Raw genomic sequence first — 23,454 nt, forward strand, 5'->3', positions numbered from 1 at the left:
GAAGCGTGTCAAGGACCATCGGAGCGCGCCAGTGCCCGGACAGCTGCTGTGACTCACATCACAGAGCAGCTGGGTTCCAGGGGTCGCCGCAGCGTGTATCCAGCGGGGTCGTCGGTAGCGGACCGGTCGGGAGGTCAGCATGTCGGAACGCCAGTTCGGCGTCCTCGCCGGTAACGGTCCGGGCGCTCGCGGGCGCCAGGGTGACAGCGCTCGCCGTGCCGGCCGGCCTCGGCTGGCCGGCGATCCGACCATCCTCCGGCGACCTCGCGCCGGCCGCGCAGGGCGCCACCACCGGCTCGCGGCGCCACCCGGCACCATCCGCCCGACCGCCGGCCCCGACCCGAGCGGCGGCACCGTCGCGACCGCCGGTCGGGATCCGAGCGCCGGGACCCGCCCCAGCGCCCGGACCGGCCGGAACGCCGGAATCAGCCCCAGCGCCGGGACCGGCCCCACCGCCGGGACCGGCCAGAGCGTCGGCGCGGGCCGGTGGGAACGGGGCACCGCCGGGTCGGCGGACGTCGCGCGCATCGCAGCCGACGCGGCCGGCCGGGTGCCGGGCGTGTCCGGCGCCCACCCGGCCACGGTCCGCATGGACCACCGGTCCGTGGGCCTCGACCTGCATCTGGTCACCTGGTACGGGCACAGCGTGCCCGCCGTCGCCGAGGCGGTCCGGGTGGCGGTCGCCGACCGGGTGGCCGCCGACACCGGGCTCACCGTGGCGGCGGTGACCGTCACGGTGGACGACCTGCTCGTCCCCGGCGTCGACGTGCCCCACACCGGGCAGGCGGCTGGAGGCTGACGTGCGGACCGCCAACCGGGTCGCCTCGGTGCTGCTGGCCGCCACGCTGCTGGCCGGCGGCGCGCTGCTGGCCGTGCAGGCGCTGCTGGTCACCCTGGATCGCCCGGCGCCGCTGCTCGCCCGGACCGGCTGGTACGACACGCTGACCAGCGCCCGTTGGCGCGACCCGGGTGTCCGTGCCGCGGCCGGCGGGGCCGTGCTGCTCGGCCTGGCCGTCCTGGCCGCCCAGCTGCGGCGCTGGACGCCGGTCCGTCTGCGCGTCGACGAGCGGGACGGCTGGTACCTGCACCGCCGCTGTGTGGAGCGCCGGCTGGCCGACGCGGCGGGCACCGTGCCGGGTGTGCGCCGGGCCCGGGTCCGGGTCCGCCGGCGCGGCGCCGAGTGGCGGCCCCGCGTACGCGCCACCGGCGACCCGGCAGCCCGTGCCGAGGTGGAGTTCGCGGTGCACCAGGAGCTGCACCGCCTCGCCGCGCCACGCACCGGCCGGATCGAGGTCCGGCTGCTCCCCCGCGGGTGGCCGGTATGACAGACGCCGCCCACCGACTGCTGTGGACCATCGTCGCGCTGCTGCTGGTGGCGGGCGGCACCGTGACGCTGGCGGCCAGCTTCGGGATGCTGCCCGGCGGCGACCCCAGTGCGGCACTGCTCAGCGCCGGTCTCCTGAGCCGGTGGCGGCTGGCCACGCCGTGGACCACCCTGGCCGCGGCGGTTACCGGGGCGCTGCTCGCCCTGACCGGGCACCAGCTGCTGGGCTGGGAGCTGCGCCGGCCCGTCTCCGCGGTGCGAGGCACGCTGAGTCACCCCGGGCGCCGTCCGGGTCGCACCCGCCTGGCCGCCGACGTCCTCGTCCACGCGCTTGAGCGCGACCTCACCGGCGGCCCCGGGGTCCGCCGTGCCCGGGTGGTGCTCACCGGCGCGCCGCCGCGACCGGACGTGTGGATCCGGGTGGACCTGACGGCCGACACCCCGGCCGCCGGCGTACGGGAACATGTCCGCGCCGCGGTCCGCCGGTTCGCGACCACCGCCGGCTGCCAACCGGCGCACCTCGACGTGACCGCCCGGATCGAGCCCGGACGACCCTGACCGGAGCCGCACCGGCCCGGCCGGCATGATCGGTACCGGACGGGATGGCTGACGGAGGTGCGCGGTGCGGGTGGTGTCGCTGGTGCCATCACTGACCGAGGCGGTGGCGCTGACCCTGCCGGGTGTGCTGGTCGGGGCCACCGACTGGTGCACCCACCCGGCCGGGCTGGACGTCGCCCGGGTCGGCGGCACCAAGTACCCGGACCTGGACCGGGTCCGCGCGCTGCGGCCGGACCTGGTGCTGCTGAACGTGGAGGAGAACCGCCGGGAGGACGCAGAGTCGCTGCGGGCCGCCGGCGTGCCGGTGCGGGTCACCTATCCGCGTACCGTTCCGGGCGCGTTGACCGAGCTGGCTGAGCTGCTGGCCGAGCTGGGCGCGCCGGCGGAGCCGGCCTGGCTGCGGGCGGCGCGGCGGGCGTGGGCCGCGCCGCACCGCCTGGCACCCGCCCGCCGGGCGGTGGTGCCGGTCTGGCGTCGGCCGTGGGTGGTGCTCGGCGGCGACACGTTCGCCGGCGATGTGCTGCACCGGCTCGGCGTGATCAACGCGTACGACCGGCACGCCGAGCGTTATCCCCGCCCGAATCTGGCCGAACTGCGCGACCAGCGGCCGGAGCTGGTGGTGCTGCCCGACGAGCCGTACCGGTTCAGCGCCGACGACGGGCCGGAGGCGTTTCCCGGCGTACCGTGCGCACTGCTCTCCGGGCGACACCTCACCTGGTACGGCCCGTCCCTCGCCGAGGCGCCCGCGCTGCTGGCCGACCAGTTGTCCCGCCCGACGCTGGCCGGCTGACGTCGAGCGGGGTCAGCCGGTGGCGCGGGCACGCCGGGCGGCCATGATGCTGGCCACGATGGAGACCGCAAGGGTCAGCACCACCACCGTGAGGGTCAGCCAGACCGGCAGCTTGCCCACCGGCGTCTCGGCCAGGATCAGCTTCAACCCCGCGAAGGCGAGCAGCAGGGCCAACCCGTAGCGCAGGTAGCCGAAGTGGCGCAGCAGGCCGGCGAGGCAGAAGTAGAGGCTGCGCAGCCCGAGCACGGCGAACGCGGTGGCCGTCCAGACCAGGAAGGTGTTCGTGGTGATCGCGAGGATCGCCGCCACCGAGTCGATGGCGAAGACCACGTCGGTGGCCTCGATGGCGACGAGCGCCACCAGCAGCACGGTCGCCGTGCGCCGGCCCTCGACCCGGGCGGTGAACCGGTCTCCGTGGTACCGGGCGTCGGTGGGGACCAGCCGCCGGAACAGCCGGACCACCGGATTGTGCTCCGGGTCGACGTCCGGCTCCCCCCGCACCGCCAGGCGCCAGCCGGTCCAGATCAGGAAGGCGCCCAGCACGAACCCGGCCCAGGCGAGTCGGTCCAACAGCTCGGCACCGGCGAAGATGAACACCAGCCGGAACGCGAGCGCGCCCACGACGCCCCAGAACAGCACCTTGTGCTGGTAGCCCGGCGGCACCCGGAAGTAGCCGAAGAGCAGGGCGAAGACGAAGACGTTGTCCACCGAGAGCGCCTTCTCCAGCAGGTAGCCGGAGTAGTAGGCGATCGCGGGGTCGCCGCCGAGGCCGAACCAGACGACCAGCCCGAACAGCAGGCCGGCGACGATCCAGACGCCGCTCCAGACCAGCGCCTCCCGCAGCTCGATGACGTGGCTGTCCCGGTGCATGAGCACGTCGACCGCGAGCATCACGGCGATCACCGCGCCGACCGCCGCCCAGGCCCACAGCGGCACCGCGACCGTCGCCTCAGCCACCCGGCGCCCCCCGCATCGACCACTGCGCACCGCCCGCCCACCCGCCGGACGGCCGCTCCCGAGCCTAGGCGAGCAGCCGATCCGACGGCGGCGCTCCGGCGAAGTCGCGTGCGCCGACCGGCCGGCGGTGGCGCTCAGGCGACCGGCGTCACCTGCGCCGGATCGAATGCGGTGTCGTCCGCCTCGTAGCCGATCGTGTTGGTCACCTCAACCACGCCGCTGACCTGGGCGGCGAGCCGCCCGGCGAGGTCGACGGCGGAGCGGCGGTCCAGCCGGCCGGCCAGGGTGACCTCGCCGTGGCGGACCTCGACGGTCACCAGGCCGTCCCGCACGGCGAGCACCCGGCGGAGCACCTCCTGCACCACGTCCTCGCGGATCTCGGCGTCCGAGCGCAGGTGCACCCGCAGCAGGTCGGCGCGACTGACGATCCCGACCAGCCGGCCGAGGTCGTCCAGCACCGGCAGCCGCTTGACCTGCTCGCGATCCAGCAGCCGGGCGGCGGCCGGCAACGATGCCTGCGGACACGTGGTGACCGCCGGCGCGGTCATCAGATCGCCGGCCAGCAACGCCTCGCTCTTGTCCAACGAAGCACGTCGGCGACGGCTCTCGAAGGCCCGCCGCTGCGCCGGCTCGCCAGCGCGCTCGATCCGGTGCAGCAGATCGGCCTCGGACACCACGCCCAGCACCCGGCCGAACCCGTCGACCACCGGCACCGCGCTGACCTCGCGACGCACCAGCACGTCGACGATCTCCCGGTACGGGGTCTCGGCCACCACGGTCGCGACCTCCCGGGTCATCACGTCACCCACCTGCCAGGTCCTCATCACGGCCTCCCTCTCGTCGTCCACCTCGGACGTTACGGCCGGGCGCCGGCCACGGTCAGGGCCTTCGGGCCGGGCCACAGGGGTCCAAGGTCCCGGGCCGTTGCGGTCCGTCGGCCCTGCCGTCGACGCCGCGACAGGCGTCCACTGGAGATGCCACCGGGAAGCGCGGTGCGAAGCAGAGAAGGGACGTGGAGACCATGGCCGCGACGATCGAGCGGATCAGCGCCGAGACCACCGCTCCGACGGCGGGCACCCCCCGCGAGAGGGCCGCCCGGTACATCCTGGCCGGCATCCGGCTGGCGCTCGGCTGGATCTTCCTCTGGGCGTTCATCGACAAGCTGTTCGGCCTCGGGCTCGCCACCGAGTCGAAGAACGCCTGGGTCAACGGGGGCAGCCCGACCGAGGGGTTCCTCACCTTCGGGGTCGCCGGCCCCTTCCAGGACGTCTACGCCGGGATCGCCGGGGCCGCCTGGGCGGACTGGCTGTTCATGGCCGGGCTCGCCGGGATCGGCGTCGCCCTGCTGCTCGGCATCGGCATGCGGGTTGCCGCCGTGGCCGGCGGGCTGCTCCTGGTGCTGATGTGGACCGCCGTCCTGCCTCCGGAGAACAACCCCTTCATGGACGACCACCTGATCTACGCCGCGGTGCTGGCGGTGCTGGCGCTGGTCAACGCTGGCGATACCTGGGGCTTCGGCCGGGCCTGGGCACGGCTGCCGATCGTCCGGCGGATGCGCTGGCTGCGCTGATTTACACCGCACCACCGCTCGGGCGGGCGTCACCACCGGTGACGTCCGCCGAGGCGTGTGGCCGGCCGCACACCCCGGTGGATCACGGGTCCGCCGGGGTGTCGCCACGCCGGTAGCGGGACCGCCGCACATCGGTGGGGTGCGATCCGGCAGGATCGACGGTGACCGGACACATCACCCAAATGGCAGGAGTTCCCCGCATGAACCAGGCAGCAGGCGCCCGATCGGGCAAGCCCGAGGTGGGTCCGATCGAGGGTGCGCCGCCGGCCGACCTCGTGATCGAGGACATCACCGTGGGCGAGGGCCCGCAGGCCCAGCCGGGTCAGCTGGCCAGCGTGCACTACGTCGGCGTGTCGCACTCCACCGGTAGCGAGTTCGACTCGTCCTGGAACCGAGGCGAGGCGTTCGAGTTCCCGCTCGGCGGCGGCCAGGTCATCGCCGGCTGGGACCAGGGCGTTGTCGGCATGCGCGTCGGCGGCCGGCGCCGCCTCACCATTCCGCCGCACCTGGGGTACGGCGACCGCGGCGCGGCCGGCGTCATCAAGCCGGGCGAGACGCTGGTCTTCGTCGTCGACCTGCTCGGCGTGCGCTGATCTGATCCTCGGGGGGTCGCCGGCCCGAGCCGGCGGCCCCGCCGCTGGCCGGAGGGACCCGCCGCTGGGCGGAGGGACCCGCCGCTGGGCGGATCCGGCGCGCGCCCGGGATCAGGCGGAGGCCCGGGCGCTGGTCAGGCGGCCAGCGCCAGACGTGCGGCCGCGACCGCCGGGCGGCGCGCGGCCTCGACCGCTCGGGCGGGCTCCAGGATCGGCATCACCCGGTGCAGACCGGTGGCGCGCAGCACCCGGGCCACCACCGGGGTCGGATCGACCAGGACGAGCTCGCCGCCACGGGCACGGACCCGCAGATGCGCGGCGAGCAGCGCGCGCACCCCGGCGGCGGAGAGCAGTCGCAGCTCGGACAGGTCCAGCTGGAGCACCGGGCGGGCCGGCGCGGCCCACAGCGCGGAGCGGAACGCGGCCACCGTGGCGATGTCGACCTCGCCGGCCACCCGCACCAGGACCACCTGATCACTCACGCTGACCTGCACGTCCAACCGGTCGCTGCGCTCTCCCATGCCGAGAAATCTAGCCCCCACCCCCGACAGTTTCGCCCCTCCGCGGAGTGATTCCGGGTACGTCCAGGGTCAAACCCCGAGGCCACCCCGATCCCCCTTACGGAGGAGGCCAGGGTGCCCCGGCCCCGCGCTCGCCACCATGGAGAGACCCACGCCGCCGCCCGATGCCCGCGACGACCACCGGGAGTCCGACGCCCGGCTGCTCGACCGTCCGCCGCGCCGCGCCACGGCGGTGATCCGGCCCGGCGGGCATCGGCGGTGGAGAATGGACCGATGCTGATCCCCCGGCCCCGGCCGCCCCGGCTCATCCGGCCCGTCCGCGAGCAGGCCACCGTCCCTCCGCCGCTCACCGGGGCGTGGGCGGCCACCGACCGCCGGCTCGACCAGGTCGACCTGCTGCCACTGCCCGACGGCGCCGTCGGCCCCGAGGACGTGCTGGTCGACCCGGGTGGCCGGGTGATCAGCGGGGACGAGGACGGCCGACTCTGGTGGTGGCCGGCCGACGCGCCGGCCGGCACCCGACCCCACCTGCTGGCCGAGACCGGCGGCCGGCCGCTCGGCATCGAGTTGGACCGGTCCGGTGAGGCGCTGATCGTCTGCGACGCGTACCGCGGGTTGTTGCGGGTCACGCCCGACGGCGCGGTACGCGAGCTGACCGGCACGGCACCCCCGGTCCACCTGGCCAACAACGCGACGGTGGCCCGCGACGGCACCATCTACTTCACCGACTCCTCCGACCGGTTCCCGGTCTCGCACTGGAAACGGGACCTGCTGGAGCACCGCCCCAACGGCCGGGTGCTCGCGCACCACCCGGCCACCGGGCGCACCGAGGTGGTGGCCGACGGGCTGTACTTCCCGAACGGGATCGCGCTGACCCCCGACGAGTCGGCGCTGATGCTGGTGGAGACCACGACCCACCGGTTGCTCCGCGTCGAGCTGGGCGGCGGGGTGCGGGTGCTCGCCGACCTGCCCGCCTATCCGGACAATCTCTCCGCGGTGGGCGACGGCACGTACTGGATCGCGCTGCCCAGCCCGCGGGTGCCGGTCGCCGAGCGGCTGCTGCCGCACCCGCGACTGCGTCAGCTCGCCGCGTTGCTGCCCGACGCGATGCAGCCGCAGCCGCGCCGCTACGGGCTGGTCGCGCTGGTCGACGGCGCGGGCACGGTCCGCCGGACGCTGCACGGCCCGGCCGGGCACTATTGGATGATCACCGGGGTACGCCAGCACGGCGACCAACTCTGGCTGGGCAGCCTGATCGGGCCCGGGGTGGCGCGGGTACCGGTGGACTGAGCGCCCGGGCCCAAATCCACCCGGTGCGGCGTACCTCCGGGGCTCCTTACCGGGTCCGGGGCCGGCCCGCCGGAATGGCGGGCCGACCCCGAGGCCGTCGAGGCTGTGTCAGCGGCCGCTGATCGAGGGCGCCGGTGCGGGCGACCCACCGGCCACCGCCCCCGGGTGCGCCGGGGCGACCGGCGCGGGCCGCAGCCCGGGCGGCACCGGCAGGGCGCTGCCGCGGACGAACTCGTCCCAGCTCACGTTCCACGCGGTCCAGCCGTTGCCGGCCTGCAACGGCACCTCGGTGCCCTTCACGGTGACCAGGTCACCGACCTGGGTCACCCCCATCAACCAGTCCGCTGCGTTGGCGGCGACGTTCGTGCACCCGTGCGAGACGTTGGTGCTGCCCTGGTCGCCCTCCGACCATGGGGCCGAGTGGATGAACTCGCCACCCCAGGTGAGTCGCTGAGCGTCGTCGACGTCGACCACGTAGCCGCCGTCCGGCTCGCCCCGGGTGTCGAACGTGGTCCGCTCGTGCTTCTCCATGATCACCATCTTGCCGCTCGAGGTGGGCGTGCTCGACTTGCCCAGGCTGACCGGGATCCGGCGGACCTGCTTGCCGTCGCGCAGCACGGTCATCTGCTTGGTGGCGTTGTCGATCTCCAGCGCGACCTGCTTACCGATCTTGGAGGTCGCGGTCCGCTCGGCGTCACCGACCCGGTCCTTGCCGATCGGCAGACCCTGCAGGCCGGCCCGGACGCTGATCGTCGTCCCCGGACGCCAGAAGTCGGGCGCCCGGTAGTAGACCTGCGTGCCGTCGTCCAGCCACGACCAGGCGCCCGGCTGCGGCGGATTCGTCTTTACGAACAACCGGCGCTGGACGTCCGCCCTGGCCTCTTTCGGAATTCCCGGGTCGAACGCCACCGTTACCGGCATGGCCGTGCCGTACGTCCGGTTGCCGACGAAATAGAGCGTGCTGGTGATCTGCGGTTTGGTGGATTTGGCCATCGTGGTGAACGTGGTGGTGCGGGTCGTCGTGGCGCCCGAGTCGCCGGTCGCGGTCACCTCGGCGGTGTAGGTCCGCTTCGGTTGCAGCGGCGTGCTCGGCACCCAGCCCGAGCCGTCCTCACGCGGCTCCGCCTTGACCTGGTTGCCCTTGTCGTCCTTGAGCCGGACGTCGGTGACCCGCCCGCCCTTGACCGCGGTGCCCAGCTCGGCGCTGACCGGCACCTCCCGGGCTTTGTCCCCCGGTGTCACGGTGAGTTCCGGCGGGGCGGCGTGCCGTTTGCTCGACGCCGGGTCCCGCTCGGAGGTGCATCCGCCCACAACCAGCGGTGCGGCTGCGATGGTTACCGCCAACAGCGTCAATCGCCGCCTCAACGTCATGTTCAGTCCCCCCGTTTTCGGCTTCCCTCTGCCACATTCTCGCCGTCTCCATCGGGGTGCCCATGCCATTCGGAAATAATCGGCGGCGCATTTATCGGCGCATTTTCCGGCGCTGAGTCACTTGACGAAACAAAGGCGTAACCGGCCCGCCTTGAGCGGCACCGACCCACTCCGACCGGCCGCGCCCCACCCGACCCACGACGTCCCGTCCGACCCCGACCACGGCGACCTTGCACGTTCTGCCACGGTTGCGCTGCTTTCGCCCCTGGCGCGACGGGCAGGAATCCCACGATCTGGCCGTACGACGCTGCACCGGGCCGGGCCGGGGCGGAGCCGGCGCGAGAAGCCGGCGAACTACGGCTGGCCGTACTGTGTGACCCCGACCATCGCGTACCGCGACTACGACTTCGCCACCGGCGAGTCCGGTCCGAAGTTCAACTGCAAGCGCCCGGTCAACGACTCACCCCACAACACCGGTAAGCGGCAGCTGCCGCCGGTCGAGCAGCCGCAGGTCTGGTACCCGTCCGCCGCCTCCGGGGAGTTCCCGCAGCTGGGCACCGGCGGCATCGGGCCGATGGGCGGCCCGGCGTACGACTACGACGGGACCAGCACCTCGCGAACCCGGTGGCCGGCCTACTACGACGGGGTGCCGCTGTTCTACGAGTGGACCCGGGACTACATCAAGGAGTTCCGCCTCGACGAGGACGGCGACGTCAAGGACATCCGGCCGGTGGTGCCGTCGCTGGTGGTGGACAACCCGATGGACATGAGTTCGGTCCGGACGGCGCGCTCTACGTGCTGGAGTACGGCGACGGCTACTTCGCCGAGAACCCGGACGCCCAGCTGTCCCGGATCGACTTCGTCCGGGGCAACCGGACGCCGATCCCGAAGATCAGCGCCACCCCGACCGCCGGGCAGGCGCCGTTGACCGTGACGTTCTCCAGCGCCGGCACGGTCGACCCGGACGGTGACGCGCTGCGCTACGCGTGGGACTTCAACGCGGACGGCTCGGTGGATAGCACCGACCCGAACCCGACCTGGACGTTCCAGGAGAACGGCTCCTACACCCCCACGGTGAAGGTGACCGACCGCACCGGACGGTCGGCGGCGGCGACCCTGCCGCTGCTGGTCGGGCCGCGCGCGCCGATCGTCGAGTTCGTCAGCCCGGTGGCCGGTCAGCCGTTCCAGTTCGGGCAGACGGTTGCCTACCAGGTGAAGGTCACCGACGACCTGCCGGTGGACTGCTCCCGGGTGAAGGTCACCGACGACCTGCCGGTGGACTGCTCCCGGGTGAAGGTCACCTACGTGCTCGGCCACGACGAGCACGGGCACCCGCTCTCCTCGGCGACCGGTTGCTCCGGGACCATCGCCACGTTCGTCGACGGTGGGCACGGCGGGGCGGACAACCTCACCGCGGTCTTCGTCGCGGAGTACACCGACGCGCCGACTGAGCCGGGCGTACCGCCGCAGACCGGCACGGCGACGGTCGCCGGTCTGGCCGGCTGACAGGTCCTGACGGCGGCGGCCGGTGTACTCCGGCCGCCGCCGCTCAGCCCCAGTCGCTGTCGTCGTGGTTGTCGCGCCAACGCCCGCCCACCGGCGGGGTGTCCAGCCGCATCCCGTCGTCGGCGTTGCCGCCGAGGTCGTTCCCCTCGACCCGGCAGTCCACGCAGCTGCCCCGCTCGGTGATCCACAACCCGTTGGTCTGGGTCCGGGTCTCATGGTTGTCCCAGATCCGGTTGCCCCGGATCGTCGCCGAGTCGAACGCCGCGTCGATGGTGATGCCGGCCCGCCGCCCGGGCGCCGGGGACAGCTCGTACCGGCAGCCCGGCGGCGGGATGTCCCCGCTCCACGCGCTCAGCGCGTCGGGACGGACCGGGGCGAGGGTGAGTTCGTCGCCGGTGTTCGAGGCGACCAGCGCCATGGATCGCCCGACCCGCAGCACCTTGCCCCGGTGCCCGTCGTGCGGCCAGTCGGCCGCCCGGTCCACCAGGGACCGCTCGCTGTAGCGGACCGTCTCGCCGGCCCCGCCGGCCGCCTGCGCGAACTGCCGGCCGTTGTTGCGGATCCGGTTGTTGAGCAGTGCCGCGTCGACCATCGGATGGTCGACCCGGACCGCGTCCAGTCCATTGCCCCAGAACTCGTTGCTCTCGATCACCACGTCCCGTGCCGGGCCCTGGTAACCGTGCCCGAGGTCGTGCCCGTGGTAGCCGTGCCGACCGTTGCCGCTGATCCGGTTGCCCCGGATCGTGTACGGGCCAGGGGTGTTGCCGATGCTGATCCCGTCGCTGATGTTGCCGTCGATGACGCAGTCGGTCAGCAACCCACCCCGGCCGGCCACGCCCGCGGTGCCCTCGGCGGAGACGTCGAAGCCGGCCTCCAGGTTGGCGGTTATCGTGCAGGCGGAGACGATCAGCCCGTCCGCGCCCCAGTCGGAGATGCCGAACCGGTTGCCCTGGCTGTGGCAGCCGATGATGCGGTAGCCCCGGGGTGGGGTCCAGTAGCCCTTCTGGAGTTCCAGGAAGATCCCGTTGGTGCCGTTGGCCAGGGTGGTGCAGTTGGCGATGGTCAGCCGCTCCACGGCGCCCCAGCCGCCGATGCCCACCCCGATGCCCGCGCCGCCAATCTGCTCGCCGTTGTCCAGCCGGCCACAGCCGACCACCACCACACCGTCGATCAGGCTGTCCTGGAGGAAGTCGCAACCCAGCCCGGTGGCCGCGGTGTGGTGGATGTAGAGGTTGCGGAACACCCCGCGGACCACGTACTGGAGGCCGAGGCCCTTGGCGAGGTAGTTGTACTCGGCCATCGCCACCCCGGAGCCGTCGATCTCGAAGTCGGCGAAGGCGCAGTCGGCGATGTGCCGGTCCCGGCCGGCGCCGTGCTGCACGGTGGTCCAGTAGGCCAACGGGGTCGGGTCGGCCCGGTTGCCCTCGTTGCTGAGCAGGAACCGGGTCGCCGCCGGCCCGGCCCCGACCAGCGAGACGCCGCTGCGCCACACCGTGCCGGCGTCCCGAATCGAGTAGATGCCCGGTGGGCAGTAGATGACGCGGGCACGCCCGTCCGACGCGTACCCGTCGCCGAGCCGGTCCACGAGGGCGGCCAGCGCCGGCTGGTCGTTGGTCCGGCCGTCGCCGCACATCCCGTACTCCAGCGCGTCGCAGTAGAGCGGCGCGCCGGCCGAGGCGGGCCGGCGCTCCCGGACGGCGTTGGGTACCTGGTACGCCACGGACCGGCTCCCTTCGACGCGACGGTGCACTCCGCGGGGCCGACTTCCCGATGACACGTTGGGGAAACCCCGGGCGTGCGCCGGCCCCGGCGCCGCATGAGGCGTCGCCGGGGCCGGGGTACGCCGGGTCAGACGGCGGCGATCAGCAGCGCCGGGCGCTCCACGCAGTCGGCGACGTGCCGCAGGAAGCCACCGGCCACACCACCGTCGCAGACCCGGTGGTCGAAGGTGAGGCTGAGCTGGGTCACCTTGCGCACGGCGAGCTGCCCATCCACCACCCACGGCTTGTCCACGATCCGCCCCACGCCGAGCAGTGCCGCCTCCGGGTGGTTGATGATCGGCGTGGAGCCGTCCACGCCGAACACCCCGTAGTTGTTCAGGGTGAAGGTGCCGCCGGTCAACCGGGCCGGCGCCAGGGTGCCCGCCCGCGCCGCCGCGGTGGTGGCCGTCAGTTCCGCGGCCAACTCGGCGGTGGTGAGCCGCTGGGCGTCGCGCAGCACCGGCACCAGCAGGCCCCGGTCGGTCTGCGCGGCGATGCCCAGGTGCACCCCGGCGGACTGGACGATCCGCTGGGCCTCGGTGTCGACCCGGGCGTTGAGCTGCGGGAACCTGCGCAACCCGGAGAGGCAGATCCGGGCCAGCAGGGCCAGGATGCTCACCGGCGCGTCCGGCGTCGCCGCGTTGATCGCGGCCCGGGTCTCCAACAGCCCGGTGGCGTCCACGTCGACCCAGATGGTCACCTCGGGGATCTCCCGCCGGCTGCGGGAGAGCTTGTCGGCGATCACCTTGCGGACGCCAGTGAGCGGGACGATCACATCGCCGTCCCCGCCCGGGGCCACCGTCACGTGCGGGTCCGGCACGGCCGCCAGCCGGGGGGCGGGCGCGGTCAGCGCCGCCTCCACGTCGGCGCGGCGGATCACCCCGCCGGGCCCGGACCCGCGCACCGTGCCCAGGTCGACGCCGCGCTCCCGGGCCAGCCGCCGGACGATCGGTGAGATGACCAGGGCGGCCGGCGCGGTGGCGCCGGACGGGGCAGCACCGGAGGCGTGGTCGGTACCGCCCGCCGGGCTGGTCCCGGCGGGCAGGCCGGAGACGGCGTCGGTGGGCTCGGGGGCCAGCGCGAGCCGGGGCCGGCGTCGGCGCCGGACCGCTCCACCGCGCCCGGTGCCGTACCCGATCAGCACGTTGCCGGAGCCCGCGCGCTCCTCCTCGCGGTAGGTGGTGTGCCCGGCCGGCTCGTCGCCGCCGTCCAGCGGCGCGATGGTGATCAGCGGCTGGCCGACCGGCCGTACCTCACCCGCCGCGCCGTGCAGGGTGACCACCCGGCCGGCGTACGGGCAGGGCACGTCGACGACCGCCTTGGCGGTCTCCACCTCGACCACGCTCTGGTCGACCGTGACCACGTCGCCCACCGCGACCCGCCACTCGACGATCTCGGCCTCGCTCAGCCCCTCGCCCAGGTCGGGCAGGAGGAAGACCTGCGTCCGCTCGACCGTGGTCATGCCGCGCTGCCCTGCGTCGACCAGCGCGGGTCCGGCTGGTCGTCCCACTGCAACCGGGCCACCGCGTCAAGCACCCGGTCCACCCCGGGCAGGTGGGTGTGCTCCAGCATCGGCGCCGGGTACGGGATGTCCAGCCCGGCCACCCGCAGCACCGGGGCGTGCAGCGCGTGGAAGCAGCGCTCCTGCACCCGGGCGGCGATCTCCGCGCCGACGCCGGCGAACCCGGGCGCCTCCTGGATCACGACGCACCGGCCGGTACGCCGGACGGAGGCGGTGATCGTGGCGTCGTCGAACGGCACGATGGTGCGGACGTCCACCACCTCCAGGTCCCAGCCCTCCTCGCGGGCGGCCTCGGCGGCCTCCAGCGCGACCGGCACCGCCGGCCCGTACGCCACCAGGGTGGCGTCGCGCCCGGGCCGGCGCACGACCGCCCGGCCGAACGGCTCGGTACGCGCCGGCAGCTCCGCGTCGGCGCTGGCGAAGTAGAGCTTCTTGGGCTCCATGAAGACCACCGGGTCCGGGTCCTCGATCGCCTCCCGCAGCAGCGAGTACGCGTCCTGCACGGTAGCCGGGGTGACCACCTTGAGGCCGGGGGTGTGCGCGTAGTACGCCTCGGACGAGTCGCAGTGGTGTTCCACCCCGCCGATCCCGCCGGCGTACGGCACCCGGATGACGATCGGCACGCTCAACGCGCCCCTGGTGCGGTTGCGCAGCTTCGCCACGTGCGAGGCGATCTGCTCGAACGCCGGGTACGCGAACGCGTCGAACTGCATCTCGACCACCGGCCGCAGCCCGGACATGGCCAGGCCGACGGCGAAGCCGACGATGCCGGCCTCGGCCAGGGGGGTGTCGAAGCAGCGGTTCTCGCCGAACCGGGCCTGCAGGCCGTCGGTGATCCGGAAGACGCCGCCGAGCTGGCCGACGTCCTCGCCGAAGACGACGACGCGCTCATCGGCGGCCAGCGCGTCGGCGAGCGCGGTGTTGAGGGCCTTCGCCATGGTGGTGGCCATCAGGCGTCACCCTCCTCGTCGCGGGCGGCGGCCAGCTCGGCGCGGACCTGCTCGCGCTGCTCGACCAGCTGCGGGGTGGGCTCGGCGTAGACGTGGTCGAAGAGGCTCAGCGGGTCGACCGTGGGCTGCTCGTTCATCCGGGTCCGCAGGTCCGCCGCATACGCCTCGGCCTGCTCGGCGATGTCGGCGACCGCCGCGTCGTCGAGCACCCCGCGCGCCCGCAGGTAGGTCTCCAGTCGGGTGACCGGGTCCCGGTCCCGCCAGGCGTCGACCTCGGCGCCGTCGCGGTAGCGGGTGGCGTCGTCGGCGTTGGTGTGCGGCTCCATCCGGTAGGTGTGCGCCTCCACCAGGTACGGGCCCTTGCCGGCCCTTGCGTGGGCGACCGCGCGGGTCAGTACGGCGAGCACCGCGACCGGGTCGTTGCCGTCGACCTGCTCGCTGGGCACCCCGTAGCCGACGCCCTTGTACGCCAGCGACGGCGCGGCGGTCTGCCGGGACAGCGGGACGCTGATCGCGTACCGGTTGTTCTGCACGAAGTAGACCACCGGCGCCTTGAACACGGCGGCGAAGTTGATCCCCTCGTGGAAGTCCCCCTCGCTGGTCGCGCCGTCGCCGATGAAGGCCAGTGCCACCGTGTCGCGCCCCTGGTACGCCTCGCCGTGCGCCAGCCCGGCGGCGTGCACGCACTGGGTCGCGAGGGGGGTGCACTGCGGTGCGGTCCGGACCGCGGCCGGGTCGTAGCCGCAGTGCCAGTCGCCGCGCAGCAGGGTGAGCACCTCGACCGGGTCGATGCCCCGGGCAACCAGCGCCATCGATTCGCGGTAGGTGGGGAACACCCAGTCGGTGTCCCGGACCGCGAGCACCGCGGCGACCTGGCACGCCTCCTGCCCGCGGGAGGACGGGTAGACGGCGAGCCGGCCCTGCTTGGTCAGCGCGGTCGCCTGGGTGTCGAACCGGCGGCCGAGCACCATGCGGCGGTACAGCTCACGCAGCGCCTCGACGGGTGGCTCCGGGTAGTCGGTGCGGGCGGGCAGCGGCGTGCCGCTCGGGTCGAGCAGGCGGACAGGCTCGGCGTCCGGCAGCAGCGGGCGCGCCGGATCGGGCGGGGTGGCCGCCCGGCGGGTGCGCGGGGATGCCCTGCGGACCGCCTGGGGTGTGGTCGTCACGGCGGGACCTCCTGGGACGTGTGGTGGGCCTATGCTTCCGCCTGTCGGATGATTGACTCAAGATCCAGGTAGAAGGCGGGACGGTTGGCATGCGATGGGTGCATCGGTGAGCCAGGAGGCCGCAGACGAGGCCGGCCGGACGACCGGATCGGGACGATCGGCACGCCCCTTGGACGAGGTGGACCGGCGGATCCTCGACGAGCTGGTCCGCGACGGGCGGACCTCGGTGCGCACCCTCGCTGAGCGGATCCACATTTCCCGCACCAACGCGTACGCCCGGGTGGAGCGGCTGCTGCGCGACGGAGTGATCACCGGGTTCCGGGCCCAGGTGGAGCCCGTCGCGGCCGGCCTGGGCACCTCGGCGTACATCGCGCTGACGATCGAGCAGAACACCTGGCGGGAGGTTTCCGCGGAGCTGGCCCGGGTGCGCTACATCGAGCACGCCGCGCTGCTCGGCGGCGACCACGACGTGCTCGCGCTGGTCCGCGCACCGGACAACGCCGCGCTGCGGGACGTGGTGCTGGGCCGGGTGCAGAGCATCCCGGGGGTGCTGTCCACCCGCACCTGGCTGGTCTTCGAGGAGTTCGACGGGGCCGGCAGCCCGTGGGCGTGACCGCCGGGCCGCTCAGCGCTCCGGCGGGGCCTCCAGCCCCTCCCGGTCGGCCAGCTCCAGCAGCGGCTCGAGCGAATGCCGGTCGCCGTCCAAGCCGGCGTGCGGGTCGCCCCGTTCGGCGAACCGGGCCGGCATGCTGAGCACGTCGAAGTCCTCCGGCCGCACCCGGTCCAGTTCCGACCAGTCCAGCGGCGCGGAGACCAGCGCGGCCGGCGTCGGCCGGATCGAGTACGCCGACGTCACCGTGTGGTCCCGGGCCATCTGGTTGTAGTCGACGAAGACCGGCCGGTCCCGCTGCTCGCGCCACCAGGTGGTGGTGACCAGGTCGGGCAGACGGCGCTGCATCTCCCGGCCCAGCGCGAGCACCGCCCGCCGGCACTCGCCGAAGCTCCACCGCGGCTCGATCGACAGGTAGACGTGCAGGCCCCGGCCGCCGGTGGTCTTCGGGTAGCCGGTCATGCCCAGCTCGGCGAGGAACGCCCGCACCTCATGGGCCACCGGCACCACCTGCGCGAAGTCGACGCCGGGCATCGGGTCGAGGTCGATGCGCAGCTGGTCGGGGCGCTCCACGTCGGCGGCGGTGACCGGCCACGGATGGAAGCGCAGCGTGCCCAGGTTGGCCGCCCAGATCACCACGGCCAGCTCGCTCGGCGCGACCTCGTCGGCGGTGCGGCCGCTCGGAAAGGTGATGTGCGCGGTCCGCACCCAGTCGGGCGCGCCCGCCGGCAGCCGCTTCTGGTAGAACGCGTCACCCCGGTTGGTCTGCCGGGTGGCGATCGTGGCGCCCTCGAAGACGCCGCGCGGCCAGCGTTCCAACATGGTCGGCCGGTCCCGCAGCGCGCGCAGAATGCCGTCGCCCACCGCCAGGAAGTAGCGCACCACGTCCAGCTTGGTCAGCCCGCGTTCCGGAAAGTACGGCTTGTCAGGGCTGGAGACGCGGACCAGCCGCTCCCCCACCTGGATCTCCTCCGCCGCCGTGGCCACGCCCACGAGGGTACGACGCCGGCGGGCTCCTCGCGGTCATCGAACGGAGACGAGAAGGGCGCGGCGCGCGCAGCGCGGGCTGCCCCGCGGTCGACGCCGTCGCCGGGTCAGGTGACCAGGAGGACGCCGACCAGGATCAGCGGCAACCCGACGAACAGGAAGATGCCGACCCCGGTGAGCACCCGCCCGCCGCCGGCCTCCTCGCGCTCCGGCGCGAGCCCGAACGTGGCGCGCGGGCCCAGCATGCCGATGCGGCTGAGCGTCAGGTCGCCGGTCACCCCGAACAGTGCGCCCACCACCATCAGCGCGATCCCCAGTCGGCCGGTGTAGTCACCCCCGTCGACCGCCACCCAGACCGCCGCGGCGACCGCGACCAGAACGGCGGCGATCAGGAACAGCAGCAGCGCTTCCCGCAGACCCCGGACGACCGTCATCGCCGACCCACCCCTTCGTCTCGGGGCGGCCCCGCCGCCCCGGACGGAGATTGTTCCCCATCGACCCCTCGCGGCGCTGTCCCGAACCTGACCGGTCACGCGTGCATCGAGGGGGTTGTGGGGACGTGGGGCGGTGGCCGGAGTTCAGCGCGGCGGATGCCGGTCATCGACCGGCATCCGCCTCCGCCCCGGCGATGTTCGCCGCGGTCAGCGCTTCTCCTGCTGCATCCGGGACACCAGCATCTGCTTGCCCTGCTCGCCGGCCTTGCGGCTGTTGTCCTGGATCATGCGGAACCAGTTGGCCAATTCACTGTCGCCACGCCCCTCGGCGTCGGCGATGTACGTGTCCATCCGGTACACGTTCTCCAGTGACATCTGCAACGTCCGGATCAGGTCGTAGTTCTTGTCCTTTACCGGGCTGGCCTGCTCCTTGACCATCGTCGCCACGGCGCACCTCCCCTGTCGGCTTCGCGGTGAAGCCCACGCTTACCCGACCGGGGCGGGTTCACGCGCCGACCGGGGTCGCCGGTGCCGCATGATGACGCGGTTACCGGGCACACGGGCCGGGTAGGGGTGCCGCATGGCCGAACTGGCAACCCTGTGGATCATCCGGCACGGCGAGAGCACCGCGAACGTGGCGGCGACCGAGGCCGAGTCCAACGGTGCGGACCTGATCGGGCTGACCCACCGGGACGCCGACGTGCCGCTCTCCCCCACCGGCGAGGAGCAGGCCCGGGCCACCGGCCGCTGGCTGGCCGGACTGCCCGCGGACCGACGCCCGGACGTGGCGGTGGTCTCGCCGTACCTGCGGGCGGTCTCCACCGCCGAGCTGGCACTGCACGGCACCGGGGTGCCGGTGAGCCGGGACGAGCGGCTGCGCGACCGGGAGCTGGGCATCCTCGACGGGCTGACCGGGCACGGGGTGCGCCGGCGGTTTCCGGACGAGGCCGAACGCCGGGCCCGGCTGGGCAAGTTCTACTACCGGCCGCCCGGCGGGGAGTCCTGGACCGACGTGGCGCTGCGGCTGCGGACGCTCCTCGGCGACCTGCGCCGGGACCACGCCGGCCAGCGGGTACTGCTCTTCGGTCACGACGCGCTGGTGTTCCTGCTGCGCTACCTGGTGGAGGGCCTGACCGAGCCGGAACTGATGGCGCTGACCCGCGAACACGTGATCGCCAACTGCTCGATCACCCACTGGTCGGCCGACAGCGAGGATCGGCTGATGCCCGGCGGGTTCAACGAGGTCGGCCACCTGCGCCGCCAGGGCGCCCAGCCGACCAGGGAGGACGAGGTCCATGCCGAGCCGGTCTGAGGTGCAGGTGATCACGCCGGGGCTGCTGCGGGACTGGGAGCTGCCGGTCCCGGCCGGCGGCAAGGAGAGCCGGGGCACCGTGCTGGTGGTCGGCGGCTCCCGCTTCACCCCCGGGGCGGTGCTGCTCGCCGGGGTCGCCGCGCTGCGCGCAGGCGCGGGGGTGCTCCAGCTCACCGCCGCCGAGTCCACCGCTGCCACGCTGAGCGTCCAGGTGCCCGAGGCGCTGGTGATCGGGCTGCCGGAGACCCCGGCCGGCGCGGCCGCCGCGGACGGGGACGGCCAGCTCGGCGAGTTGATCGGTCATGCCGACGTGGTGGCCCTGGGCCCCGGGCTGAAGGGGATCGACGAGACGCGCCGGCTGCTGCGCCTGGTCCTGGACGCGGCGGGGCCGCGTACCCCGCTGGTGCTCGACGCGTACGCCCTGGGCGCGCTCAGCCACGAGCCGGACCTGCTGGTCGGCTCGGGGCGACCGGTGGTGCTGACCCCGAACGTCACCGAGGCCGGGCACCTGCTCGGCCGGGACCCGGGCGACGACCTGGACGCCGAGGCGGCCGAGCTGGCCGCCCGGTACGAGGCGGTCGTCTCGCTGTACGGGCACGTGGCCGCGCCGGACGGGCGGCGTTGGCGCGAGGAGAGCGGCGACGCCGGGCTGGGCACCTCGGGCAGCGGGGACGTGCTCGCCGGGCTGCTGGCCGGTCTGCTCTCCCGGGGCGCGGAGCCGGCCCAGGCCGCCTGCTGGGGAGCGTTCGCGCACGCGGTGAGCGGCCAGCGGCTCATCCCCCGGTACGGCCGGATCGGCTTCCTGGCCCGGGAACTGCTCGACGAGATCCCCCGCACGCTGGCCACGGTCTGACACCTTTCGTCCCACCCGTCGGGGTGTGTGTAACGCCACATCGACTCCCCGCGCTGGAGTACCAGAGACGGGCATCCCGCCCGCCCTCGGCCGGTCGCTCCCCGCCCGGGAGCCGCACCGGCTGGTACCCGTCCCTGGGAGTCTGTGTGAAGAACCTCCGCCACAAGACACTGGCCGCCGCGTCCGCGGTGACGCTCGGCGTCGGTCTCGCCGTCACCGGCGGACTGGCACCGGCGGCGGCCGCCGGCCCGGACACCACGTTCCTGGTCCTCGCCCCGCAGGGCGCGAAGAACGACCGGGCCGCTGCCCAGGTGGCCGCCGCCAACGGCACCGTGGTGGCCAACTACGAGCAGATCGGCGTGCTCGTCGCCCGCTCCAGCAACCCTGACTTCGCCCGCAGGGTCGCCGGTGCCGGGGTCGAGTCGGTGGCCGCGACCACCGGGCTCGGCACCGCTCTCGACGAGGGCGAGACCGTCGAGGTCTCCGCCGCCGACCTCGCCAACGCCACCGGTGACCCGACCGCCGAGCCCCTGTTCGGCCAGCAGTGGGACATGCCGATGATCGGCGTCCCGCAGGCCCACGCCGTCACCACCGGAAGCGCCGACGTGGTGGTGGGCGTGCTGGACAGCGGCATCTCCTCCAGCCACCCCGATCTGGCCAGCCAGATCGCCAAGGACAAGAGCACGTCCTGCCTTGGCGGCGTCGTCGACACCACCGAGGCGGCCTGGAACCCGACCACGTCCGACCACGGCACCCACGTGGCGGGCACCATCGCCGCCGCCATCAACGGCGTCGGCGTCACCGGCGTCGCCCCGGGCGTCAAGGTGGCCGCCGTCAAGGTGGTCAACAACGACGGCTTCATCTACCCCGAGGCGGCGGTCTGCGGCTTCCTCTGGGCCGCCGAGCACGGCATGAAGGTCACGAACAACAGCTACTACATCGACCCGTGGGAGTTCAACTGCCGCAACGACGCGCGCCAGCGCCCGGTGTGGCAGGCCGTGCAGCGTGCCATCCGCTACTCGAACAGCAAGGGCGTGCTGAACGTCGCTTCCGCGGGCAACTCCAACGTCGACCTGGCGCACAAGACGGTCGACGCGGGCAGCCCGAACAACGGGACGCCCGAGGTGCGCGAGATCAACAGCGCCTGCGTCGACCTGCCGGCCGAGGCGCCGGGCGTGGTGACCGTCTCGGCGGTCGGCCCGACCGGGGAGAAGAGCTACTACTCCTCGTACGGCCAGGGCGTCGTGGACGTCACCGCTCCGGGTGGTGACACCCGGTTCCGTACCCAGGGTGCCCAGTCGACGCTGACCGACGGCATCCTGTCCACCACCTTCAACACGGCGACGCGGACCAACGGCTGGGGCTACAAGCAGGGCACCTCGATGTCCGGCCCGCACGTCGCCGGCGTCGCGGCGCTGGCGGCCTCGGCCCACCCGGGCATGTCCCCGGGCCAGCTGGCGTCGTTCCTGGAGCGCACAGCCCAGGCGCAGAGCTGCCCCGCTGGTGTCTACAACCCGGTGCCGCTGCTGGGTGCCGCCTTCGACGCGACCTGCTCCGGCGGGGCGCGGACCGGCTTCTACGGCGCGGGCATGGTGAGCGCGTACAACGTGGTCCGCTGACCAACGGTACGACCAGTGTGGGGCCTGGCGCTTCGGCGCCGGGCCCCACCCGTTCGCCCCTGTTTCCGCAGTTCATCCCCCGGGTACGGGATCGACACCAGACGAGATCCAGGGAGGTCATACCGGTGTCGACCGATGCCATCGTCCTGCTCAAAGAGGACCACAAGGAGATGCGCCGCCTGTTCAAGGCTTTCCAGGATGCCGAGGAGTGGCCGGCGAGCCAACGGCAGAAGCTGGTGGGCCAGATCCTGGAGGCCCTGACCGTGCACACCTACCTGGAGAACGAGGTGATATACCCGGAGATCCGCCGGCTCCTGCCCGACCTGAAGGACGACATCCTCGAGTCGTACGAGGAGCACCACGTGGCCGACCTGCTCTGCTTCGAGCTGGCCGGGATGGACGCCAAGGACGAGCGCTTCAACGCCAAGACGACGGTGCTGATCGAGAACGTCACGCACCACGTCGAGGAGGAGGAGCAGGAGTGGTTCCCCAAGGTGCGCGAGGCACTGGGCCGCAAGCAGCTCCAGGAGATCGGCGAGAAGATGATCGCGCTGCGCGCGGACGCGCCGCGTACCCCCAGCGAGCCGAAGGCGATCAAGAAGGCGATCGACGCGGTGACCGCCTGAGCCACCCCGCGTACGACGAAGGGCCCGGCACCGTGCCGGGCCCTCGTGGTGCGCCACCCCGCTCGGGGCGGCGCCGCGCTCAGTCGCCCGAGCCCGGCTCGGCCATCCGGCGGTGCTGCTCGGACTTGAGCTTGTCCGGGACGATCTTGCCGGCCGCGGTCTGCACCTTGTTCATCAGCGAACCCGCGGTGACCGTCTGGTCGCCCTTCATCAGCGCGGCGAAGCCCTGCGCGGCGACCTTCGCCGGGTCGTCCTTCTTCCCGGAGCCGACCCGGGTGTCCTCCATGTCGGCCCGGTCGAAGAACTCGGTGTCGGTCGGCCCGGGCATCAGCGAGGTCGCCGTGACGCCGCTGTCCTTCAGTTCGTTGCGCAGCGCCTCGGCGAAGGACTGCACGAACGACTTCGACGCGTTGTAGACCGCCTGGAACGGCCCGGGCATGGTGGAGGCGATCGGACGAGGTGAACAGCACCCGGCCCGCCCTGCGCTCGACCATCCCCGGCAGCAGCCGCTTGGCCAGGTGCACCGTCGCGCGGACGGTGAGGTCGACGATCTCGAGCTCGTCACGCAGGTCGGTGCCGCCGACGAAGGCCCCGCCGGCACCCCGGCCGGCGTTGAGCGCCAGGGCCTCGATCGGGCGGCCGGTCGAGGCGACGGCCGACGCCAGCTCCTCCACACCCTGCTCGCGGGCCAGGTCGACGCGGACCGGCTGGACCTGCGGGCCGCCGTCGCGACGCAGCTTCTGCGCCGCCGCCGTGATGCCATCGTCCTCGGCGGCGATGACCAGGTCGAAGCCGTGCTCGGCGAACTGCGCGGCCAGCTCGTACCCGATCCCGCTGGACGCCCCGGTCACCACCGCGAGCGGCCGCTCGGTGGTCGGTGTGGTCATGGTGTCGACTCCTCTCGTGCGGACGGCGGCCGCACCCGCACCGGTGCGGCAGACCCCTACCGAATGCCCTGCCACGCCCCGTCCAACCACCTCGGCGGGCCGCGTCCGGAGGTCGGCCGGGCGGGCCCGGGTCGGCCCGGTAGGATCGGCCCGGGCCGTTACTGGCGCGTGGGGATGGAGAACCATCGGGGAGCGGCCCCGTCACGAGGACGTTTGCCGAGCGCCTGGGCCTTCCGCACGCCTGTAGG

At 73.5% G+C, this 23,454-nt stretch carries 26 protein-coding genes, 1 pseudogene and 1 riboswitch; of the genes and pseudogenes, 14 read left to right on the forward strand and 13 right to left on the reverse strand.

Annotated features, from left to right (window positions below; all coding sequences use genetic code 11):
- The first annotated feature begins 139 nt into the window (after positions 1 to 139).
- From BUS84_RS08675 to BUS84_RS08690, 4 genes are all read left to right on the forward strand, one after another.
- Entirely contained in the window at positions 140 to 799 is a 660-nt protein-coding gene (locus BUS84_RS08675; RefSeq protein ID WP_074310344.1) for an Asp23/Gls24 family envelope stress response protein, read from the forward strand.
- Between the two features lies 1 nt (position 800).
- Positions 801 to 1,325 (forward strand): DUF6286 domain-containing protein, encoded by a 525-nt coding sequence (locus tag BUS84_RS08680; RefSeq protein WP_074310346.1) that lies wholly within the window; start codon positions 801 to 803, stop codon positions 1,323 to 1,325.
- On the forward strand, positions 1,322 to 1,882 hold the full coding sequence (locus BUS84_RS08685; RefSeq protein ID WP_074310348.1) for an Asp23/Gls24 family envelope stress response protein: 561 nt from the start codon (positions 1,322 to 1,324) through the stop codon (positions 1,880 to 1,882). The genes BUS84_RS08680 and BUS84_RS08685 overlap by 4 nt, the downstream gene beginning before the upstream one ends.
- A 64-nt stretch (positions 1,883 to 1,946) precedes the next feature.
- Positions 1,947 to 2,672 carry a helical backbone metal receptor gene (locus BUS84_RS08690; protein WP_074310350.1) on the forward strand — a complete coding sequence of 242 codons (726 nt, stop codon included), beginning with the start codon at positions 1,947 to 1,949 and terminating at the stop codon, positions 2,670 to 2,672.
- 12 nt (positions 2,673 to 2,684) lie between these two features.
- On the opposite strand, the gene BUS84_RS08695 is transcribed toward BUS84_RS08690, so the two are convergent.
- Positions 2,685 to 3,629, reverse strand: coding sequence for a TerC/Alx family metal homeostasis membrane protein (locus BUS84_RS08695; RefSeq protein WP_084757296.1), 945 nt, complete (start codon positions 3,627 to 3,629; stop codon positions 2,685 to 2,687).
- Positions 3,630 to 3,763: 134 nt separating this feature from the next.
- Entirely contained in the window at positions 3,764 to 4,453 is a 690-nt protein-coding gene (locus BUS84_RS08700; RefSeq protein WP_074312348.1) for a CBS domain-containing protein, read from the reverse strand.
- A gap of 188 nt (positions 4,454 to 4,641) precedes the next feature.
- On the opposite strand from BUS84_RS08700, the gene BUS84_RS08705 reads away from it, so the two are divergent.
- Positions 4,642 to 5,199, forward strand: coding sequence for a DoxX family membrane protein (locus tag BUS84_RS08705; RefSeq protein ID WP_143728294.1), 558 nt, complete (start codon positions 4,642 to 4,644; stop codon positions 5,197 to 5,199).
- 200 nt (positions 5,200 to 5,399) lie between these two features.
- Positions 5,400 to 5,792 carry an FKBP-type peptidyl-prolyl cis-trans isomerase gene (locus tag BUS84_RS08710; protein ID WP_074310352.1) on the forward strand — a complete coding sequence of 131 codons (393 nt, stop codon included), beginning with the start codon at positions 5,400 to 5,402 and terminating at the stop codon, positions 5,790 to 5,792.
- 134 nt (positions 5,793 to 5,926) lie between these two features.
- On the opposite strand, the gene BUS84_RS08715 is transcribed toward BUS84_RS08710, so the two are convergent.
- On the reverse strand, positions 5,927 to 6,313 hold the full coding sequence (locus BUS84_RS08715) for an STAS domain-containing protein (protein WP_074310354.1): 387 nt from the start codon (positions 6,311 to 6,313) through the stop codon (positions 5,927 to 5,929).
- Between the two features lie 273 nt (positions 6,314 to 6,586).
- Between BUS84_RS08715 and BUS84_RS08720 the strand changes: the two genes are divergently transcribed.
- Positions 6,587 to 7,603, forward strand: coding sequence for an SMP-30/gluconolactonase/LRE family protein (locus BUS84_RS08720; protein WP_074310356.1), 1,017 nt, complete (start codon positions 6,587 to 6,589; stop codon positions 7,601 to 7,603).
- A 108-nt stretch (positions 7,604 to 7,711) separates the two neighbouring features.
- Here the strand turns inward: BUS84_RS08720 and BUS84_RS08725 are convergent, their stop codons facing one another.
- Positions 7,712 to 8,974 carry a L,D-transpeptidase gene (locus BUS84_RS08725; protein ID WP_074310358.1) on the reverse strand — a complete coding sequence of 421 codons (1,263 nt, stop codon included), beginning with the start codon at positions 8,972 to 8,974 and terminating at the stop codon, positions 7,712 to 7,714.
- Positions 8,975 to 9,347: 373 nt separating this feature from the next.
- Here BUS84_RS08725 and BUS84_RS39690 point away from each other — a divergent pair, with 373 nt between their 5' ends.
- Positions 9,348 to 9,902, forward strand: coding sequence for a PQQ-dependent sugar dehydrogenase family protein (locus BUS84_RS39690; RefSeq protein WP_244298440.1), 555 nt, complete (start codon positions 9,348 to 9,350; stop codon positions 9,900 to 9,902).
- Between the two features lie 2 nt (positions 9,903 to 9,904).
- Positions 9,905 to 10,480, forward strand: a complete 576-nt coding sequence (locus tag BUS84_RS39695) for a PKD domain-containing protein (RefSeq protein WP_244298551.1) — start codon at positions 9,905 to 9,907, stop codon at positions 10,478 to 10,480.
- 43 nt (positions 10,481 to 10,523) lie between these two features.
- On the opposite strand, the gene BUS84_RS08735 is transcribed toward BUS84_RS39695, so the two are convergent.
- The 4 genes from BUS84_RS08735 to pdhA all read right to left on the reverse strand — a co-directional run bounded on the left by BUS84_RS08735 (position 10,524) and on the right by pdhA (position 15,878).
- Complete coding sequence (locus BUS84_RS08735; RefSeq protein ID WP_074310362.1) at positions 10,524 to 12,200, reverse strand: right-handed parallel beta-helix repeat-containing protein; 1,677 nt, start codon at positions 12,198 to 12,200, stop codon at positions 10,524 to 10,526.
- Positions 12,201 to 12,328: 128 nt separating this feature from the next.
- Positions 12,329 to 13,702 (reverse strand): dihydrolipoamide acetyltransferase family protein, encoded by a 1,374-nt coding sequence (locus BUS84_RS08740; RefSeq protein ID WP_074310364.1) that lies wholly within the window; start codon positions 13,700 to 13,702, stop codon positions 12,329 to 12,331.
- Positions 13,699 to 14,715, reverse strand: coding sequence for an alpha-ketoacid dehydrogenase subunit beta (locus BUS84_RS08745; protein WP_208869644.1), 1,017 nt, complete (start codon positions 14,713 to 14,715; stop codon positions 13,699 to 13,701). The genes BUS84_RS08740 and BUS84_RS08745 overlap by 4 nt, the downstream gene beginning before the upstream one ends.
- On the reverse strand, positions 14,712 to 15,878 hold the full coding sequence (gene pdhA, locus BUS84_RS08750; protein WP_074310368.1) for a pyruvate dehydrogenase (acetyl-transferring) E1 component subunit alpha: 1,167 nt from the start codon (positions 15,876 to 15,878) through the stop codon (positions 14,712 to 14,714). The genes BUS84_RS08745 and pdhA overlap by 4 nt, the downstream gene beginning before the upstream one ends.
- 94 nt (positions 15,879 to 15,972) lie before the next feature.
- On the opposite strand from pdhA, the gene BUS84_RS08755 reads away from it, so the two are divergent.
- A complete protein-coding gene (locus BUS84_RS08755) occupies positions 15,973 to 16,491 on the forward strand; it encodes an Lrp/AsnC family transcriptional regulator (protein WP_074310370.1) in 519 nt (172 codons plus the stop codon).
- A gap of 12 nt (positions 16,492 to 16,503) precedes the next feature.
- Here the strand turns inward: BUS84_RS08755 and BUS84_RS08760 are convergent, their stop codons facing one another.
- From BUS84_RS08760 to BUS84_RS08770, 3 genes are all read right to left on the reverse strand, one after another.
- Positions 16,504 to 17,475 carry a DNA polymerase domain-containing protein gene (locus tag BUS84_RS08760; RefSeq protein WP_074312352.1) on the reverse strand — a complete coding sequence of 324 codons (972 nt, stop codon included), beginning with the start codon at positions 17,473 to 17,475 and terminating at the stop codon, positions 16,504 to 16,506.
- A 107-nt stretch (positions 17,476 to 17,582) separates the two neighbouring features.
- Positions 17,583 to 17,909: a hypothetical protein gene (locus tag BUS84_RS08765; RefSeq protein WP_074310372.1), complete on the reverse strand. Its 327-nt coding sequence runs from the start codon at positions 17,907 to 17,909 to the stop codon at positions 17,583 to 17,585.
- Positions 17,910 to 18,116: 207 nt separating this feature from the next.
- Positions 18,117 to 18,347, reverse strand: coding sequence for a hypothetical protein (locus BUS84_RS08770; protein ID WP_074312354.1), 231 nt, complete (start codon positions 18,345 to 18,347; stop codon positions 18,117 to 18,119).
- 142 nt (positions 18,348 to 18,489) lie between these two features.
- Here BUS84_RS08770 and BUS84_RS08775 point away from each other — a divergent pair, with 142 nt between their 5' ends.
- The 4 genes from BUS84_RS08775 (at position 18,490) to BUS84_RS08790 (ending at position 22,319) form a co-directional block, all read left to right on the forward strand.
- Positions 18,490 to 19,221 (forward strand): histidine phosphatase family protein, encoded by a 732-nt coding sequence (locus tag BUS84_RS08775; RefSeq protein WP_074310374.1) that lies wholly within the window; start codon positions 18,490 to 18,492, stop codon positions 19,219 to 19,221.
- Entirely contained in the window at positions 19,205 to 20,074 is an 870-nt protein-coding gene (locus tag BUS84_RS08780; protein ID WP_074310376.1) for an NAD(P)H-hydrate dehydratase, read from the forward strand. The genes BUS84_RS08775 and BUS84_RS08780 overlap by 17 nt, the downstream gene beginning before the upstream one ends.
- A 146-nt stretch (positions 20,075 to 20,220) precedes the next feature.
- Positions 20,221 to 21,693, forward strand: a complete 1,473-nt coding sequence (locus tag BUS84_RS08785; protein WP_074310378.1) for a S8 family peptidase — start codon at positions 20,221 to 20,223, stop codon at positions 21,691 to 21,693.
- Positions 21,694 to 21,818: 125 nt separating this feature from the next.
- The gene (locus BUS84_RS08790) at positions 21,819 to 22,319 is read left to right on the forward strand and encodes a hemerythrin domain-containing protein (RefSeq protein ID WP_074310380.1); all 501 of its coding nucleotides are present in this window, start codon (positions 21,819 to 21,821) and stop codon (positions 22,317 to 22,319) included.
- Positions 22,320 to 22,398: 79 nt separating this feature from the next.
- Here the strand turns inward: BUS84_RS08790 and BUS84_RS40615 are convergent, their stop codons facing one another.
- Positions 22,399 to 22,758 (reverse strand): SDR family NAD(P)-dependent oxidoreductase, encoded by a 360-nt coding sequence (locus tag BUS84_RS40615; protein ID WP_280175108.1) that lies wholly within the window; start codon positions 22,756 to 22,758, stop codon positions 22,399 to 22,401.
- Positions 22,759 to 22,819: 61 nt separating this feature from the next.
- Positions 22,820 to 23,392, reverse strand: a pseudogene (locus tag BUS84_RS40620) (SDR family NAD(P)-dependent oxidoreductase); the annotation flags it as partial.
- Positions 23,354 to 23,443, forward strand: a riboswitch (ZMP/ZTP riboswitch). It overlaps the preceding pseudogene by 39 nt.
- Positions 23,444 to 23,454 lie beyond the last annotated feature (11 nt).

The sequence above is a fragment of the Micromonospora cremea genome (genome assembly GCF_900143515.1).
GTDB lineage: Bacteria > Actinomycetota > Actinomycetes > Mycobacteriales > Micromonosporaceae > Micromonospora > Micromonospora cremea.

What these genes read in the sequence shown, in the direction of transcription:
- BUS84_RS08700 (WP_074312348.1), bottom strand. Translation starts at nt 4,453, where the DNA reads ATGAGGACCTGGCAGGTGGGTGACGTGATGACCCGGGAGGTCGCGACC.
- BUS84_RS08755 (WP_074310370.1), top strand. Translation starts at nt 15,973, where the DNA reads ATGGGTGCATCGGTGAGCCAGGAGGCCGCAGACGAGGCCGGCCGGACG.
- BUS84_RS08780 (WP_074310376.1), top strand. Translation starts at nt 19,205, where the DNA reads ATGCCGAGCCGGTCTGAGGTGCAGGTGATCACGCCGGGGCTGCTGCGG.
- BUS84_RS08725 (WP_074310358.1), bottom strand. Translation starts at nt 8,974, where the DNA reads ATGACGTTGAGGCGGCGATTGACGCTGTTGGCGGTAACCATCGCAGCC.
- BUS84_RS08685 (WP_074310348.1), top strand. Translation starts at nt 1,322, where the DNA reads ATGACAGACGCCGCCCACCGACTGCTGTGGACCATCGTCGCGCTGCTG.
- BUS84_RS08715 (WP_074310354.1), bottom strand. Translation starts at nt 6,313, where the DNA reads ATGGGAGAGCGCAGCGACCGGTTGGACGTGCAGGTCAGCGTGAGTGAT.
- BUS84_RS08740 (WP_074310364.1), bottom strand. Translation starts at nt 13,702, where the DNA reads ATGACCACGGTCGAGCGGACGCAGGTCTTCCTCCTGCCCGACCTGGGC.
- BUS84_RS08775 (WP_074310374.1), top strand. Translation starts at nt 18,490, where the DNA reads ATGGCCGAACTGGCAACCCTGTGGATCATCCGGCACGGCGAGAGCACC.
- BUS84_RS08770 (WP_074312354.1), bottom strand. Translation starts at nt 18,347, where the DNA reads ATGGTCAAGGAGCAGGCCAGCCCGGTAAAGGACAAGAACTACGACCTG.
- BUS84_RS08710 (WP_074310352.1), top strand. Translation starts at nt 5,400, where the DNA reads ATGAACCAGGCAGCAGGCGCCCGATCGGGCAAGCCCGAGGTGGGTCCG.
- BUS84_RS08720 (WP_074310356.1), top strand. Translation starts at nt 6,587, where the DNA reads ATGCTGATCCCCCGGCCCCGGCCGCCCCGGCTCATCCGGCCCGTCCGC.
- BUS84_RS08675 (WP_074310344.1), top strand. Translation starts at nt 140, where the DNA reads ATGTCGGAACGCCAGTTCGGCGTCCTCGCCGGTAACGGTCCGGGCGCT.
- BUS84_RS08765 (WP_074310372.1), bottom strand. Translation starts at nt 17,909, where the DNA reads ATGACGGTCGTCCGGGGTCTGCGGGAAGCGCTGCTGCTGTTCCTGATC.
- BUS84_RS40615 (WP_280175108.1), bottom strand. Translation starts at nt 22,758, where the DNA reads ATGCCCGGGCCGTTCCAGGCGGTCTACAACGCGTCGAAGTCGTTCGTG.